We start from the raw sequence: 14,416 nt of genomic DNA, 5'->3' as shown, positions 1-14,416 counted from the left end.
GCTTTCATGTCCAAGCCTCTCGCAAACCGCATCGCGCTGGTGACCGGCGCGTCGCGCGGGATCGGCCGCGCCGCCGCGCTGGCCTTCGCCCAGGCCGGCGCCCATGTGGTCGCCGTCGCCCGCACGCAGGGCGCCCTGGAGGAGCTCGACGACGAGATCCGCGGGCTGGGCGCCACGGCCACGCTCGTGCCAATCGACCTCAAGGATTTCGACGCGCTCGACCGGCTCGGCGGAGCGCTGCACGAGCGCTGGGGCAGGCTCGACGTGTTCCTGGGCAACGCCGGCGTGCTCGGTCCGTTGACGCCGCTCGGCCACGTCGCCCCGAAGGACTGGGACAACGTGATGGCCGTGAACGTCACGGCCAACTGGCGCCTTCTGCGCTCCCTGGACCCGCTGCTGCGCGCCTCGGACGCCGGCCGGGCCATGCTGATCTCGTCGGGCGCCTCCTGGAAGCGCACGGCCTATTGGGGGCCATACTCCGTTTCCAAGGCGGCCGTCGACGCGCTGGGCTGCACCTATGCGGCCGAGACGGCGACGACCCCCGTCAAGGTCATGCTGGTCAATCCCGGCCCTCTGCGCACCCGCATGCGCGAGACAGCGATGCCGGGCGAGGACCCGATGTCGCTGAAGACGCCGGACGATCTCGCCCCCCATCTCGTCGCCATCGCGTCCCCGTCCTGGACCGAGACCGGCAAGCTCTTCGATTTCCCGACCGAGTCGGTGAAGGCGTTCCAGTTTCCGGCGTAGGTCGGGGGCGGCTACCCGGTCGCGCGTTCGACGACGCTGAGGATCGACCCGAAGGCCGCCTCGGGCGGCAGCACGATGCGGTCGCCGACGACCACATGCGCCAAACCGGCGGCGCGGACGCGCGTGGCGAAAGCGTCCAGGCTGCGGACCGCCACCGTGAAGCCGACGAGCCGGGCAGGCTCCTCCGCGAGCCGCACGCCGGTGTGGAACGAGAGCGCGTCGCCGGACATCACCTCGATGCAACCGCGGGGCAGGCGCACGACAATGCCGGCCGAGGTCGAGGCGAGGTCATGCTCGCCGGTGAAATGGTGCAGGAACTCGGCGTGAGCCGAGGGATTCTCGGCGATCATCGTCACGGCCTCGACCGCCACGGCGCCGTTTGGGTGAGCCTGGAAGGCCGGGTTCCAGAAATTCTGCGGCTCGTGCTGCTGGCAGACGAAGAAGCCGGCCTCGGGCGCGAGCCTGTCCTGCGCGAAGGCGAGGCTGAAGGCGACCCGGGCGCTCGATCCGTCCGGGCGCTTGGCCTCGCGCTCGAAGAAGAACGGCGCGAAACCGCCGATGCCTGACTGCGCGAAGGCGGCCCGGTCGGCCTCGGCGTCCCGCGCCTCGAGCACCAGCATGGCCAGGCCCTCCCGCCGCGCGAGGCTGTCGCGCACGAAGGCCCCGAAGGAGAACCGCCCCGGCTCATGCGGCGCGATGGCGGCGCCCTCGCCCACCGTGATCAGCTCCAGGAACACGCCGGGAAACTGGACGATCCGGTTCTCCGTGCCCCAGGGGTGGCGGTTGCGGGCCCCGACCGTGAAACCGAGCGCCTCGTAGAAGCGGCCCGCCCGGTCGAGATCGTGGACGGCGAGGACGAGATGATCGAGGCCGCGCGGCATGGAAGGACTTCTCTTGAAGGGCTCGGACGGGCATCTTACCGACCGCGCCGCCCAATCCCAATCCTCCCGTCAGGTCCCGCTGCCGTGTCCCGCGCCGAACGCCTGCTCGACCTGCTCCAGGCGCTCCGCCGGCGTCGCTATCCGGCCGCCGGGGCCGAGCTGGCGACGGAGCTCGGCGTGAGCTTGCGCACGCTGTATCGCGACGTCGCCAGCCTGCGCGCCCAGGGGGCTCCGATCGAGGGCGAGGCGGGCCTTGGCTTCGTCCTGCGCCACGGCTTCCTGCTGCCGCCCTTGATGTTCTCCCCCGAGGAGCTGGAGGCGCTGGCGCTGGGCGCGCGCTGGGCGGCGGACAGGGGCGACCGGCGCCTGCGCGGAGCCGCCCTCGACGCGCTGGCGAAGATCGGGTCCATCTTGCCGCGGGAGCTCGCCGACGAGCTCGACGGCTCGCGCCTGCTGGTCGGACCGTCAGGCGCGGCCGAGCCCAGCGGCTTCGATCCCGCCCTCGTGCGCGACGCCCTGCGTCGCCAGTCCAAGCTGCGCATCGCCTATCGGGACAAGGCCGAGGCCGCGACGAGCCGGACGGTGTGGCCGCTGGCCGTCGGCTATTTCGACAGGGCGCAGGTGCTGGTGGCCTGGTGCGAGCTGCGGGCGGACTTCCGCTGCTTTCGCCTTGACCGCATCGCCGGGGTCGAAGCGCTCACGGAGCGCTATTCCAGCCCCCGAAAGACGCTGCTGCGCCAATGGCGCGAGCGCGAAGGCGTCGCGGAGGCCTGACTGCTGACGGAAACTGTCAGCAGGGCCGGGCAAGACAAGCGGGTCAGCAAGGAGACCCGCCATGACAGCCCCCAACTTCGTCCTCCTCTATGTCGCCGACGTCCCGGCGAGCGCCGCCTTCTACGGCCGGCTGCTCGGGCTTGAGCCCGCCGAGGCGTCTCCATCTTTCGCGATGTTCGCCCTGCCCTCCGGGCTGATGCTGGGCCTGTGGAGCCGGACCGGCGTGGAGCCGCGCCCGATCGGCGCGCCGGGCCAGGCCGAACTCGCCTGCGCGGTCGAGGCCGACGCCGCGGTCCAGCGGATCCACGGAGAGTGGGTCGCCGAGGGCGTCCCGGTGCTGCAGGCGCCGACGCGCATGGATTTCGGCTTCACCTGCGTGGCCGCCGACCCGGACGGGCATCGCTTTCGCGTCTTCGCTCCGGGCGCCGCGTCATGAGCCGGTTCTGGATCGGGGTCGCCTCGGCCGAGCATGTGCGCCGCGGGAGGGCCGGCGGCTTCATGCAGCTTTGCCACGGCAAGGCGGCGCCGCTGCGCCGCATCGCGCCGGGAGACGGCGTCGCCTACTACTCGCCGTCCGAAGCGTTCGGCGCGCGTGACGGGTACAGCGCCTTCACGGCGGTCGGATCCGTCCGCGCCGGCGACGCCTATGGCTTCGACTGTGGAGGCGGCTTCCGCCCTTATCGGAGGGACGTGGACTGGTGGGACGCCCGCGAGACGCCCATCCGGCCCCTGCTCGACGCGCTCGACTTCACCCGCGGCCAGCGAAACTGGGGCTACCAGCTCCGTTTCGGGGTGTTCGAGATCAGCGAGCGCGACTACCGGACCATCGCCGAGGCGATGGGGGCGGCCGCCCTCACACCAGCCGGCTCTGCTCCACCGCCGCCGCGATGAAGCTCTTGAACAGCGGATGAGGCTCGAACGGGCGGGACTTCAGCTCGGGGTGATACTGCACCCCGACGAACCAGGGATGGTCCGGGATCTCGACGGTCTCGGGCAGCAGCCCGTCGGGCGACACGCCCGCGAAGCGCATGCCCTCGCTCTCCAGCCGGTCGCGGTAGCCCATGTTCACTTCGTAGCGGTGGCGGTGCCGCTCGGAGATCTCCGTGTCGCCGTAGATCTCGGCGATGCGGCTGCCCTCCGCCAGGCGCGCCTTGAAGGCGCCGAGCCGCATGGTGCCGCCGAGGTCGCCGCCGGCGGCGCGGATCTCCAGCTCGTTGCCGCGCATCCACTCCGTCATGAGGCCCACGACCGGCTCGGCGCAGGGGCCGAACTCCGTCGAATTGGCGTCCTTGACGCCCGCCAGGGTGCGGGCGGCCTCGATGACGGCCATCTGCATGCCGAAGCAGATGCCGAAATACGGCACCTTGCGCTCGCGCGCGAAGCCGGCCGCGCGGATCTTGCCTTCGGCACCGCGATGGCCGAAGCCGCCCGGCACCAGGATGCCGTGGACATGCTCGAGGAACGGCGTCGGGTCCTCGCTCTCGAACACCTCGGACTCGATCCAGTCGAGCTTCACCTTCACCCGATTGGCGATGCCGCCATGGGCCAGCGCCTCGATGAGCGACTTGTAGGCGTCCTTCATGCCCGTGTACTTGCCCACCACCGCAATGGTGACCTCGCCTTCCGGGTTGGCGATGCTCTCCGTCACGGAGGCCCAGCGGGCCAGATTGGGCTTGGGCGCGGGCTCGATGCCGAACGCGGCCAGCACTTCGGCGTCGAGGCCGGCCTCGTGATAGGCCGCCGGCACGGCGTAGATCGAGGAGACGTCGCGCGCCTCGATCACGGCGCTCTCGCGCACATTGCAGAAGAGGCCGAGCTTGCGGCGCTCCTCGCGCGGGATCTCCCGGTCGGTGCGGCAGAGCAGGATGTCGGGCTGGATGCCGATGGAGCGCAGCTCCTTGACGGAGTGCTGGGTCGGCTTGGTCTTCAGCTCGCCGGCGCTCGGGATGAAGGGCAGCAGCGTCAGATGCACATAGACGGCGTGGCCGCGCGGCAGGTCGTTGCCGAGCTGGCGGATCGCCTCGAAGAAGGGCAGGCCCTCGATGTCGCCCACCGTGCCGCCGATCTCCACGAGCACGAAGTCGACGCCCTCGTTGCCGGTGAGCACGAATTCCTTGATGGCGTTGGTGACGTGCGGGATCACCTGCACGGTGCCGCCCAGATAGTCGCCGCGGCGCTCCTTAGCGATGATGTCCTGGTAGATGCGCCCGGTCGTGATGTTGTCCGCCTTGGAGGCGGGCCGTCCGGTGAAGCGCTCGTAATGGCCGAGGTCGAGGTCGGTCTCGGCCCCGTCGTCGGTGACGAAGACCTCGCCATGCTGGTACGGGCTCATCGTGCCCGGGTCGACGTTGAGATAGGGATCCAGCTTGCGCAGGCGGACGGAGTAGCCGCGAGCCTGCAGGAGAGCGCCCAGGGCTGCGGAGGCCAGGCCCTTCCCCAGGGAAGAAACCACGCCGCCGGTGATGAAGACATAGCGAGCCATGGGGGTTTCCAAATACTCCTTCGCCGCCGATTCGCGAAACACATCGCCGCCTCGGGCAGGCTCTCCACAGGTTTCCGCCCGTCGGCGCCGCCGCGCCGGCCGGTCGTTCGACGGCGCCGATCCGGGCGCCACAAAGAGAGAGGGCCGGTCGCCCGGCCCTCTCGTCGCGTCTCTTACTGGGCGGGCGCCGGGGCCGGCGCCCCGGGGGCCGGAGCCGCAGGCGCCGCCGGAGCCTGCTGGTTCTGCAGGCGGTTGAGCTGGTCGAGGACGCCGCCCGAGGGCGCCTGGGCGGGAGCCGCCGGCGCGCCCGCCGCGGGGGCGTTCTGGTCCAGGATCGATTTGGGAGCGCGGTTCGCGCCGGCCATGATCGCCAGGATCAGGCTGGTGGCGAAGAACACGGCGCCGAGAACGGCCGTGGCGCGGGTGAGCGCGTTGGCCTGTCCGCGGCCGGTCATGAAGCCGGAGACGCCGCCGCCGCCCGAGAGGCCGCCGAGCGCGCCGCCCTCGGAACGCTGAAGAAGGATCACGCCCACGAGAGCGAGCACCACGATCAGGTGGATGACGATCAGAACCTGCTGCATGGGTCCTTCCGGGACTGCCGAGACGGAGGCCGGCGCGTCCCGTCGAAACAGGGCGCGCCAAGCCGAAACGCCGGGGTCATCGACTTCGAGGCGAAGGCGGTCCCGGCTGAACTCACGGGCGGCGTTTAGCACAGCCCCGCCCGGGTGCAAAGATGGGAACGGCGCCGCCGCCCTTCAATCGGCGGCCCGCGTCCTCAGCGATACGCCGCCGCGATGCCCATGAAGTCGGCCGCCTTCAGGCTGGCCCCGCCCACGAGCGCGCCGTCCACCTCGGGCACGGCCATCAGTTCGGCGGCGTTGGAGGGCTTCACCGATCCGCCATACAGGATGCGCACCTGCGGCGCCTGCTCGGCGCCGACGATGTCGCGCAGCTCGGCGCGGATCATGGCGTGGACCTCCTCGACGTCCTTCGCCGTCGGGGTGAGGCCGGTGCCGATCGCCCAGACCGGCTCATAGGCCACCACCAGGTTGGCGGCCGTCGCGCCTTCGGGAATGGAGCCGCGCAGCTGGCGCTTCACGATGGCCAGCGTCTTGCCCGCCTCGCGCTCGTCCCTGGTTTCGCCGACGCACAGGATGGCTGTGAGGCCGGCCCGCCAGGCCGCCTCGGCCTTGGCCCTCACGTCGGCGTCGGTCTCCCGGTGATCGGTGCGGCGCTCGGAATGCCCGACGATGACATGCGTCGCCCCCAGATCCGCCAGCATCTCGGCCGAGACGTCGCCCGTGTGGGCGCCGTTCGGCTTGGCGTGGCAGTCCTGTCCGCCGATTGCGATCTGCGCGCCGCCGCCCGCCGCCACAGCCATGGAGACCAGCGTCGCCGGCGGGCAGACCAGGAGGTCGACCTTGCCCTTCAGGGTCGCGTCATACTGCGCCCCCATGGCCACGAGCTCGCCCAGCGACGCCTTGAGGCCGTTCATCTTCCAATTGCCGGCCACGAGGGGGCGCGGGCGCGCTGAGGCGGTCATTTCCATCTCCCGAACTGATCAGCGCCGGATAGCAGATGCCGGGCGAAGTCGAAAGCGCCTAGAAAGCGCCGGGAAAGCGTGCGACGCCACGTTGCGGCGCGGGGATCGCGTCCATATGATGCGCCGCCTTTCGGCCGGGGCCCGTCCCGGCCCTCCAGTCCGTCACGTTGAAGGAAGTTTCGCCCCATGATGTCAGGAATGCGCAAGGCCGGACAAAGCTGGCTCGGCCGCATCGTGGTGGCCGTCCTGTTCGGCTTCCTCATCCTCAGCTTCGGCATCTGGGGCATCGGCGACATGATCCGCTCGGTGGGCCACACCAATGTGGCCCAGGTCGGCTCCACCGAGATCAGCGCCCTCGCCTATCGCGACGCCTACCAGAACGAGATGCAGCAGCTGTCGCGCCGCATCCGCCGGGCGATCACCAATGACGAGGCGCGGGCGGTGGGGCTGGACCGGCAGGTCCTGTCCAAGATGATGACCGAGGCCACGCTCGACGAGCGGGTGAAGTATTACGGCCTCGCCATCTCGGACGCGACGATCGCCAAGGCGATCTTCGCCGATCCGGCCTTCAAGGGGCCGAGCGGGCAGTTCGACCGCAACGCCTTCAACGAGGCGATCCGCAACCAGGGCTTCACCGAGCAGGGTTTCATCCGCACCCAGCGCGCCGTCTATCTGCGCCAGCAGCTCGCCGACACGGTGGCCGGCGCGCCGCCGGTTCCGGGCGTGCTGCGCGACGCCGTCCACCGCTACCAGAACGAGACGCGCGCCATCAGCTATGTGGCGATCGGCGCCGAGAAGGCCGGCGAAGTCCCCGCGCCCGACGCCGCCGCGTTGCAGACCTTCTTCGACCAGCAGAAGGCGGCCTTCCGCGCGCCGGAGTTCCGCAAGGTGACGCTGCTGCAGCTCAGCCCCGCCGACGTGGCGAAGCCCGACGAGGTGCCGGAGGCGGACGCGAAGGCGTTCTACGAGCGCAACAAGTCCCGCTACGGCGAGGCCGAGAAGCGCTCCGTCCAGCAGATCGTGTTCCCCACCGCCGACGAAGCCAAGGCCGCGGCAGAGCGCATCAAAGGCGGCCTCACCTTCGACGCCCTCGCCGAGGAGCGCAAGATCCCGCCCCAGGATCTGGACCTCGGCGTCGTGTCCAGGGACGGGATCGCCGACCCGAAGGTCGCCGAAGCCGCTTTCTCGACCCCCGCCGGGGCGGTCAGCGAGCCCGTGGCCGGCGCGTTCGGCTTCGTGCTCGTGCGGGTCGCCAGCATCCAGCCCGAGCAGGTGAAGCCCTTCGAGACGGTGGCGGCCGAGATCAGGAACGAAATCGCAAAGGGCAAGGCCCGGGACGCCCTGCAGGACGTCCACGACAAGATCGAGGACCAGCGCGCCTCGGCCAAGCCGCTGGCCGACATCGCCAAGGACCTGAAGCTCGCCGTGAAGCAGGTCGAGGTGGATCGCGCCGGACGCGACAAGAGCGGCAAGCCGATCGCCATCGCCGACCGGGACAGCGTGCTGAAGGCGGCCTTCGCCTCCGACGTCGGAGTGGACAACGAGGCCGTCTCGACCCGCGACGGCGGCTATGTGTGGTTCGAGATCGGCGGCATCGAGGCCTCCCGCGAGCGCAAGCTGGACGAGGTCAAGGCCGAGGTCGAGGCCGCCTGGAAGGCCGACGAGACGGCGAACAGGATCGCCACCATCGCCTCCGACGCGGTCAGGAAGATCAACGCCGGATCGACCCTGGAGGCGGTGGCGGGCGAACTGGGGCTCGAGATCCGCACCGCCAAGGACCTGAAGCGCCAGGGCGCGGCCGGCGGACTGTCGCAGGCCGCCGTCGCCCAGGCGTTCGCCACGCCGGTCGGCAAGGTCGCGACCGCTCTCGGCGCCAGCGCGCAGGAGAGGCTGGTCATGCGCATCGACGGCGCGGAGACGCCGCCCCTGCTCTCCACCCAGCAGGCGGCGCAGCAGCTCGACGAGCAGATCCGCCTCGCCCTCAGCGACGACATGCTGAACGTCTATGTGCAGAAGGTGCAGCAGGAGATCGGGGCCAGCGTCAACGAAGCCGTGCTGCGCCAGGCCATCGGCGGGCAGTTCTGATGGCGACGAGGCGCTGACCCGGCATGGCGATCATCCCGGCCTTCGACGATTTCGCCAGGACCTATGACGCCGGCGCGCCGCAGATCCTGCGCGTCTCGCTGGTGGGCGACCTGGAGACGCCCGTCTCGGCCTTCCTGAAGCTGAGCGAAGCCCGCAAGGGCCCGTGCTTCCTGCTGGAATCGGTGGAAGGCGGCGCGGTGCGCGGCCGCTATTCCATGATCGGCCTCTCGCCGGACCTGATCTGGCGCTGCACGGGCGCGGTGTCGGAGATCAACCGCGTCGCGCTCGAAGAGCCCGAGGCGTTCGAACTCTGCATCGAGCCCCCGCTCGACGCGCTTCGCACCCTCCTGGCCGAGAGCGCCGTGCCTTTCGGCGACGACCTGCCGCCGATGGCGGCCGGCGTGTTCGGCTATCTCGGCTACGACATGGTCCGCCACATGGAGCGGATCGGAGATCCCAACCCGGACGTGCTCGGCGTGCCCGACGCGGTGCTGGTGCGCCCCACCGTGATGGTGGTGTTCGACGCCGTGCGCGACGAGATCGTCGTGCTCAGCCCCGTGCGCCCGCGCGCCGGGCAATCGGCCAGGGCCGCGTATGAAGGCGCGGGCGAGCGCATCGACGCCATCGTGGCGGCGCTCGAAGGCCCCCTCCCGGCGCCCCAGCCCACGGCCCCCGTGCGTCTCCTCTCCGCGTCCGGGACGTCGAACACCAGCCCCGACGACTATAAGGGCATGGTGGAGCGGGCGAAGGAGCACATCCGCGCCGGCGACATCTTCCAGGTGGTGCTGTCGCAGCGCTTCGAGGCGCCGTTCGGGCTGCCGGCGCTGTCGCTCTACCGGGCGTTGCGGCGGGTCAATCCTGCCCCGTTCCTCTGCTATCTCGATTTCGGCGGCTTCCAGATCGTGTGCTCCTCGCCCGAGATCCTGGTGCGGGTGCGCGACGACAAGGTCACGATCCGGCCCATCGCCGGCACCCGCCCCCGCGGCGCCACGCCGGCGCAGGACAAGGCGCTGGGCGAGGAGCTCCTCGCCGACGAGAAGGAGCGCGCCGAGCATCTCATGCTGCTCGACCTCGGCCGCAACGACGTCGGCCGCGTCGCCGAGATCGGGACCGTGACGGTGACCGACAGCTTCTTCCTGGAGCGCTACAGCCAGGTGATGCACATCGTCTCGAACGTGGAAGGCGTGCTCGCCAAGGAGCATGACGCCCTCGACGCGCTCGTGGCGGGGTTCCCGGCCGGCACCGTCTCGGGCGCGCCGAAGGTGCGGGCGATGCAGATCATCGACGAGCTGGAGAAGGAGAAGCGCGGCATCTACGCCGGCTGCATCGGCTATTTCGGCGCCAATGGCGAGATGGACACCTGCATCGTGCTGCGCACCGCGGTGGTCAAGGACGGCCGCATGTATGTCCAGGCCGGCGCCGGCATCGTCTATGACAGCGACCCGGACTCCGAGCAGCAGGAATGCGTCAACAAGGCCAAGGCCCTGTTCCGCGCCGCCGAGGAGGCCGAGCGCTTCGCCAGCGCGGCCCGGCGCGGCCAGTGAGGGCGTCGCGCGCGCCGGCCCGCGGCTTGACGCGCCGCGGCGGGACGCCTCAAAAGGGAGCGGCGCAGCCGGACCTCAGCCGATGACGACCGTCACCCTCATCGACAACTACGACAGCTTCACCTGGAACCTGTACCACGACCTCGGCCGGCTGGGCGCGACCGTGGAGGTGGTCCGCAACGACCGGATCACGACGCGCGAGCTGCTGGACAAGGCTCCCGACGCCGTCCTCCTGTCGCCCGGCCCCGGCACGCCCGACGACGCCGGCGTCTGCCTGGACCTGATCGCCCAGGCGGCCGGCCAGATCCCGATCTTCGGGGTCTGCCTGGGGGTGCAGGCCATGGGCCAGGCCTATGGCGGCTCCGTGCGCCGCGCGCCGCGGCCGATGCACGGCAAGGTCTCCACGATCCATCACCGCGGCCAGACCGTGTTTCGCGGCATCAACGGATCCTTCCGGGCGACCCGCTACCATTCGCTCGTCGTCGACCGGGCGGACTTCCCCGACGCGCTGCAAGTCACCGCGGAAAGCGAGGACGGGCTCGTGATGGGGCTCTCGCACAAGAGCCTGCCGGTGCATGGCGTGCAGTTCCATCCGGAAAGCATCCAGTCCGAGCACGGCTTGACGATCCTTCACAATTTCCTCGACCTCGCATCCGAATGGAATAAGACGAGACGCGGGCGGGCGGTCGCCTGAGCCGCTGCGGAGCCTCGCCATGGACGCTTTCAAGCCCATCCTCGCCAAGGTCGCGACCGGCAGCCCCCTGTCGCGCGAGGAGGCCGAGCACGCCTTCGACACGATCCTGTCGGGCGGATCGACCCTGGCGCAATCGGGCGCCTTCCTGATGGCGCTGCGGGTGCGCGGCGAGACGGTGGACGAGATCGCCGGCGCGGTGGCGACCATGCGGGCCAAGATGCTGCGCGTCGAGGCGCCGGCGGACGCCATCGACATCGTCGGCACCGGCGGCGACAATTCCGGCTCCTACAACGTGTCCACTCTCGCGGCCATGATCGCCGCCGCATGCGGCGTACCCGTGGCCAAGCACGGCAACCGCGCCGCCTCCTCCCGCTCCGGCGCGGCCGACGTGCTCGCCGCCCTCGGCGTCAAGGTGGGGCTCGAACCCGCCCGGGTCACCCACTGCATCGCGGAAGCCGGCGTCGGCTTCATGTTCGCCCCGACCCACCACGCCTCGATGCGCCATGTGGCGCCGGTGCGCGTGGAGCTCGGCACGCGCACCATCTTCAACATCCTCGGCCCCCTCTCGAACCCGGCCGGCGTCAAGCGCCAGGTGCTCGGCGTGTTCTCCGAGAGCTGGCTGCAGCCGATCGCCGACACCCTGAAGGTGCTCGGCTCCGAGCGCGTCTGGGTGGTCTATGGGCGGGACGGCCTGGACGAGATCACCACCACGGGCGAGACCGCCGTCGTGGCGCTGGAGGACGGGCGCACCCGCTCCTTCACGATCACCCCCGAGGAGGCCGGCCTCGAGCGCGCGCGCCCGCAGGACCTCAGGGGCGGCGAAGCGGACCACAACGCCGCGGCGCTGCGCGCCGTGGTGTTCGGCGAGCGCACCCCCTATCGCGACATCGCCGTGCTGAACGCCGCGGCCGGGCTCGTGGTGGCCGGAAAGGCCGCGACGCTGCGCGACGGCGCGTCCATGGCCCAGCAGGCGATCGACAGCGGCGCGGTGCGCTCGGTGCTCGACCGCCTCGTCTCAGCCTCGAACGGGTGAGCCCGGTGTCCGACATCCTCGCCAGGATCGAAGCCTACAAGCGCCGCGAGATCGCGGCCGCCAAGGACATTGCGCCTCCGGCCGAGATGGAGCGCCGGGCGCGCGCCGCCGCCCCTCCCCGCGGCTTCGTGCAGGCCATCGAGGCCCATCTGGCGCAGGGCCGGCCGGCGCTGATCGCCGAGATCAAGAAGGCGAGCCCCTCCAAGGGGCTCATCCGCGCCGACTTCGACCCCGCCTCCCTGGCCCGCGCCTATGCGGAGGGCGGCGCGAGTTGCCTGTCGGTGCTCACGGACGAGCCCTCGTTCCAGGGCCGGGCCGACTATCTCGCCGCGGCGCGCGACGCCTCGGGGCTGCCGGCGCTGCGCAAGGACTTCCTGTTCGAGCCTTACCAGGTCTACGAGGCCCGGGCCTGGGGCGCCGACTGCATCCTCGTCATCATGGCGTCCGTGACCGACGCCGAGGCCCGCGACCTCGCCGCGACGGCGCGCGATTGCGGCATGGACGTGCTGGTCGAGGTTCACGACGCCCCCGAACTGGACCGGGCGCTGCGCCTCGACACCCGCCTGGTCGGCGTCAACAACCGCAACCTGCGCACCTTCGAGGTGAGCCTCTCCGTCTCCGAGGAGCTGGCGGGCCTGATCCCGGCGGACCGCATCATCGTCGGCGAGAGCGGCGTCTTCACCCACGACGACATCCTGCGGCTATCCCGCTCGCGGATCGACACGTTCCTGGTGGGCGAGAGCCTGATGCGGCGGCCGGACGTCGCCGCGGCCACCCGGGAACTGCTGTTCGGCGACGCCGCCAAGGCGGGGGCGGCGTGAGCGGGCTCACCCATATCGACGCCAGCGGCGCCGCCGCCATGGTGGACGTGTCGGAGAAGGACGTGACCTCGCGCACCGCCGTGGCCGAGGGCGCGGTGGTGATGCTGCCCGAAACGCTGGCCCTGATCCGCGCCGGCGACGCCAAGAAGGGCGACGTGCTCGGCGTCGCCCGCGTGGCGGGCATCATGGCGGCCAAGAAGACGCATGAGCTGATCCCCCTCTGCCATCCCCTGATGGTGTCGAAGGTCGCCGTCGACCTCGTTCTCGACGAGGCTTTGCCAGGCGTCCGCGTGACCGCTGTCGTCAAGGTGTCCGGCCAGACCGGCGTGGAGATGGAGGCGCTGACGGCGGTCTCGGTGGCCTGCCTCACCGTCTACGACATGGTGAAGGCGGCCGATCGCGGCATGCGGATCGAGGCGGTGCGCCTGCTCCGGAAGGACGGCGGAAAATCCGGCTCCTGGCGGGCCGAAGAGGCCCCTGCCCGCTCGTCATGACCGCCCCGCGCAAGGCCCGGAAGGATTGACCATGACCGCATCCGAGCCGCTCCTCTCCGTCGACGAAGCCCTTACGCGGGTGCTGGATGCGGCCCGCCCGGTGCTGCCGGCCGAGGACGTCCCCGTCGCGGACGCGCTGGACCGGACCTTGGCGGCGCCGCTCGCGGCGTTGCGGACCCAGCCGCCCTTCGCAGCCTCCGCGATGGACGGCTACGCGGTGCGGGCCGCGGACGCCGCGGCGGGAGCGCGGTTGCGGGTCGTCGGCGAGGCGCCGGCGGGCCGGGCCTTCGGCGGCACCGTCGCGCCCGGCGAGGCGGTGCGGATCTTCACCGGCGCGCCCATTCCCGACGGCGCGGACGCCATCCTGATCCAGGAGAACGCACGCGCGTCGGACGGCGCCGTCACCGTGATGGAGGCGCCGTCGCCTGGCCGCTTCATCCGGCCGGCCGGGTTGGACTTCGCGACGGGCGACGCCCTGCTCGCCGAGGGCCTGCGGCTGACCCCGCGCAGCGTCGCGCTCGCCGCCGCCATGGGCCATCCCATGGTGAGCGTGCGGCGCCGCCCGACCGTCGCGGTGCTGGCCACGGGCGACGAGCTCGTCAGGCCGGGCGAGGCCGCGAGGCCGGACCAGATCGTCGCCTCCAACACCTATGCGATCGCCGGCATGGTCCGCCGGGCCGGAGGAACGCCTGTCGATCTCGGCATCGCGGGCGACAGCTTCCAGGCGCTGGAAGAGGCCATCGAGGCCGCGATGGCGGCGAAAGCGGACGTGCTGGTGACCCTCGGCGGCGCCTCGGTGGGCGACCACGACCTCGTGCAGTCCGCACTGACCCGGCGCGGCATGACGCTGGGCTTCTGGCGCATCGCCATGCGGCCCGGAAAGCCCCTGATCTTCGGCCGCATGCAGGGCATGGCCATCCTGGGCCTGCCGGGCAACCCGGTCTCGTCCATCGTGTGCGGCCGGCTCTTCCTCGCTCCACTGATCCGCGCGCTCCAGGGCGACCCGAAAGCCGGGGCCGACGTCACCGAGACGGCGACGCTCGGCGCCGACGTCGCGGCCAACGACTCGCGCCAGGACTACCTGCGCGCGACGCTGGAGCGCGGACCCGGCGGCGAGCTCCGCGCCACGCCCTTCGGGCGCCAGGATTCATCGATGCTGCGGGTGCTGGCGCAAGCCGACTGCCTCCTGGTGCGCAAGCCCCACGCCCCTCCCGGCAAGGCCGGGGACCCCTGCCGCATCGTGAGGCTCTGAGCAGGCGCGCCCGACGGCCGACGCCAGCGGCATCGGGCCGACCGCTTCCAAGCCCGCCGGCCTGAC

At 71.2% G+C, this 14,416-nt stretch carries 15 protein-coding genes; 11 read left to right on the top strand and 4 right to left on the bottom strand.

The genetic code is table 11. The annotated features are described in order from the left end of the window. Positions 1-6 precede the first annotated feature (6 nt). Entirely contained in the window at positions 7-747 is a 741-nt protein-coding gene (locus ACYVO7_RS13785; RefSeq protein ID WP_460450400.1) for an SDR family NAD(P)-dependent oxidoreductase, read from the top strand. Positions 748-758: 11 nt separating this feature from the next. Here the strand turns inward: ACYVO7_RS13785 and ACYVO7_RS13780 are convergent, their stop codons facing one another. Further along, positions 759-1,628, bottom strand: coding sequence for a VOC family protein (locus ACYVO7_RS13780; RefSeq protein WP_460450399.1), 870 nt, complete (start codon positions 1,626-1,628; stop codon positions 759-761). An 84-nt stretch (positions 1,629-1,712) separates the two neighbouring features. Between ACYVO7_RS13780 and ACYVO7_RS13775 the strand changes: the two genes are divergently transcribed. The 3 genes from ACYVO7_RS13775 to ACYVO7_RS13765 all read left to right on the top strand — a co-directional run bounded on the left by ACYVO7_RS13775 (position 1,713) and on the right by ACYVO7_RS13765 (position 3,293). After that, positions 1,713-2,402, top strand: coding sequence for a helix-turn-helix transcriptional regulator (locus ACYVO7_RS13775; RefSeq protein ID WP_460450398.1), 690 nt, complete (start codon positions 1,713-1,715; stop codon positions 2,400-2,402). Between the two features lie 61 nt (positions 2,403-2,463). Continuing rightward, a complete protein-coding gene (locus ACYVO7_RS13770) occupies positions 2,464-2,838 on the top strand; it encodes a VOC family protein (RefSeq protein ID WP_460450397.1) in 375 nt (124 codons plus the stop codon). Continuing rightward, positions 2,835-3,293, top strand: coding sequence for an EVE domain-containing protein (locus tag ACYVO7_RS13765; protein ID WP_460450396.1), 459 nt, complete (start codon positions 2,835-2,837; stop codon positions 3,291-3,293). Before ACYVO7_RS13770 ends, ACYVO7_RS13765 begins: the two co-directional genes overlap by 4 nt. On the opposite strand, the gene ACYVO7_RS13760 is transcribed toward ACYVO7_RS13765, so the two are convergent. The 3 genes from ACYVO7_RS13760 to tpiA form a co-directional block, all read right to left on the bottom strand. After that, on the bottom strand, positions 3,256-4,884 hold the full coding sequence (locus ACYVO7_RS13760; protein WP_406858242.1) for a CTP synthase: 1,629 nt from the start codon (positions 4,882-4,884) through the stop codon (positions 3,256-3,258). The two genes, ACYVO7_RS13765 and ACYVO7_RS13760, sit on opposite strands and share 38 nt — an antisense overlap. Positions 4,885-5,057: 173 nt before the next feature. Then, a complete protein-coding gene (secG, locus tag ACYVO7_RS13755) occupies positions 5,058-5,465 on the bottom strand; it encodes a preprotein translocase subunit SecG (RefSeq protein WP_460450395.1) in 408 nt (135 codons plus the stop codon). Between the two features lie 194 nt (positions 5,466-5,659). Then, positions 5,660-6,427 (bottom strand): triose-phosphate isomerase, encoded by a 768-nt coding sequence (gene tpiA, locus ACYVO7_RS13750; RefSeq protein ID WP_460450394.1) that lies wholly within the window; start codon positions 6,425-6,427, stop codon positions 5,660-5,662. A 186-nt stretch (positions 6,428-6,613) separates the two neighbouring features. Here tpiA and ACYVO7_RS13745 point away from each other — a divergent pair, with 186 nt between their 5' ends. The 7 genes from ACYVO7_RS13745 to ACYVO7_RS13715 all read left to right on the top strand — a co-directional run bounded on the left by ACYVO7_RS13745 (position 6,614) and on the right by ACYVO7_RS13715 (position 14,350). After that, on the top strand, positions 6,614-8,512 hold the full coding sequence (locus tag ACYVO7_RS13745; protein WP_460450393.1) for a SurA N-terminal domain-containing protein: 1,899 nt from the start codon (positions 6,614-6,616) through the stop codon (positions 8,510-8,512). 23 nt (positions 8,513-8,535) lie between these two features. Further along, positions 8,536-10,056 carry an anthranilate synthase component I gene (gene trpE, locus ACYVO7_RS13740; RefSeq protein WP_460450392.1) on the top strand — a complete coding sequence of 507 codons (1,521 nt, stop codon included), beginning with the start codon at positions 8,536-8,538 and terminating at the stop codon, positions 10,054-10,056. Positions 10,057-10,138: 82 nt separating this feature from the next. Then, positions 10,139-10,750 carry an anthranilate synthase component II gene (locus tag ACYVO7_RS13735; protein ID WP_460450391.1) on the top strand — a complete coding sequence of 204 codons (612 nt, stop codon included), beginning with the start codon at positions 10,139-10,141 and terminating at the stop codon, positions 10,748-10,750. Between the two features lie 19 nt (positions 10,751-10,769). Beyond that, on the top strand, positions 10,770-11,783 hold the full coding sequence (gene trpD, locus ACYVO7_RS13730) for an anthranilate phosphoribosyltransferase (RefSeq protein WP_460450390.1): 1,014 nt from the start codon (positions 10,770-10,772) through the stop codon (positions 11,781-11,783). Between the two features lie 5 nt (positions 11,784-11,788). Further along, positions 11,789-12,604, top strand: coding sequence for an indole-3-glycerol phosphate synthase TrpC (gene trpC, locus ACYVO7_RS13725; RefSeq protein WP_460450389.1), 816 nt, complete (start codon positions 11,789-11,791; stop codon positions 12,602-12,604). Next, positions 12,601-13,098 carry a cyclic pyranopterin monophosphate synthase MoaC gene (gene moaC, locus ACYVO7_RS13720; RefSeq protein ID WP_460450388.1) on the top strand — a complete coding sequence of 166 codons (498 nt, stop codon included), beginning with the start codon at positions 12,601-12,603 and terminating at the stop codon, positions 13,096-13,098. The genes trpC and moaC overlap by 4 nt, the downstream gene beginning before the upstream one ends. Positions 13,099-13,129: 31 nt before the next feature. After that, positions 13,130-14,350, top strand: a complete 1,221-nt coding sequence (locus tag ACYVO7_RS13715; RefSeq protein WP_460450387.1) for a molybdopterin molybdotransferase MoeA — start codon at positions 13,130-13,132, stop codon at positions 14,348-14,350. Positions 14,351-14,416: the final 66 nt, after the last annotated feature.

It is taken from the genome of Alsobacter sp. SYSU BS001988, assembly GCF_054796215.1.
Note: the sequence above shows the minus strand (reverse complement) of the source record. Positions and strands in the feature narration are given on the sequence as shown.

What these genes read in the sequence shown, in the direction of transcription:
- ACYVO7_RS13765 (WP_460450396.1), top strand. Translation starts at nt 2,835, where the DNA reads ATGAGCCGGTTCTGGATCGGGGTCGCCTCGGCCGAGCATGTGCGCCGC.
- ACYVO7_RS13760 (WP_406858242.1), bottom strand. Translation starts at nt 4,884, where the DNA reads ATGGCTCGCTATGTCTTCATCACCGGCGGCGTGGTTTCTTCCCTGGGG.
- ACYVO7_RS13770 (WP_460450397.1), top strand. Translation starts at nt 2,464, where the DNA reads ATGACAGCCCCCAACTTCGTCCTCCTCTATGTCGCCGACGTCCCGGCG.
- secG (WP_460450395.1), bottom strand. Translation starts at nt 5,465, where the DNA reads ATGCAGCAGGTTCTGATCGTCATCCACCTGATCGTGGTGCTCGCTCTC.
- tpiA (WP_460450394.1), bottom strand. Translation starts at nt 6,427, where the DNA reads ATGACCGCCTCAGCGCGCCCGCGCCCCCTCGTGGCCGGCAATTGGAAG.
- ACYVO7_RS13780 (WP_460450399.1), bottom strand. Translation starts at nt 1,628, where the DNA reads ATGCCGCGCGGCCTCGATCATCTCGTCCTCGCCGTCCACGATCTCGAC.
- trpE (WP_460450392.1), top strand. Translation starts at nt 8,536, where the DNA reads ATGGCGATCATCCCGGCCTTCGACGATTTCGCCAGGACCTATGACGCC.
- trpD (WP_460450390.1), top strand. Translation starts at nt 10,770, where the DNA reads ATGGACGCTTTCAAGCCCATCCTCGCCAAGGTCGCGACCGGCAGCCCC.
- ACYVO7_RS13745 (WP_460450393.1), top strand. Translation starts at nt 6,614, where the DNA reads ATGATGTCAGGAATGCGCAAGGCCGGACAAAGCTGGCTCGGCCGCATC.
- ACYVO7_RS13715 (WP_460450387.1), top strand. Translation starts at nt 13,130, where the DNA reads ATGACCGCATCCGAGCCGCTCCTCTCCGTCGACGAAGCCCTTACGCGG.
- ACYVO7_RS13735 (WP_460450391.1), top strand. Translation starts at nt 10,139, where the DNA reads ATGACGACCGTCACCCTCATCGACAACTACGACAGCTTCACCTGGAAC.
- ACYVO7_RS13785 (WP_460450400.1), top strand. Translation starts at nt 7, where the DNA reads ATGTCCAAGCCTCTCGCAAACCGCATCGCGCTGGTGACCGGCGCGTCG.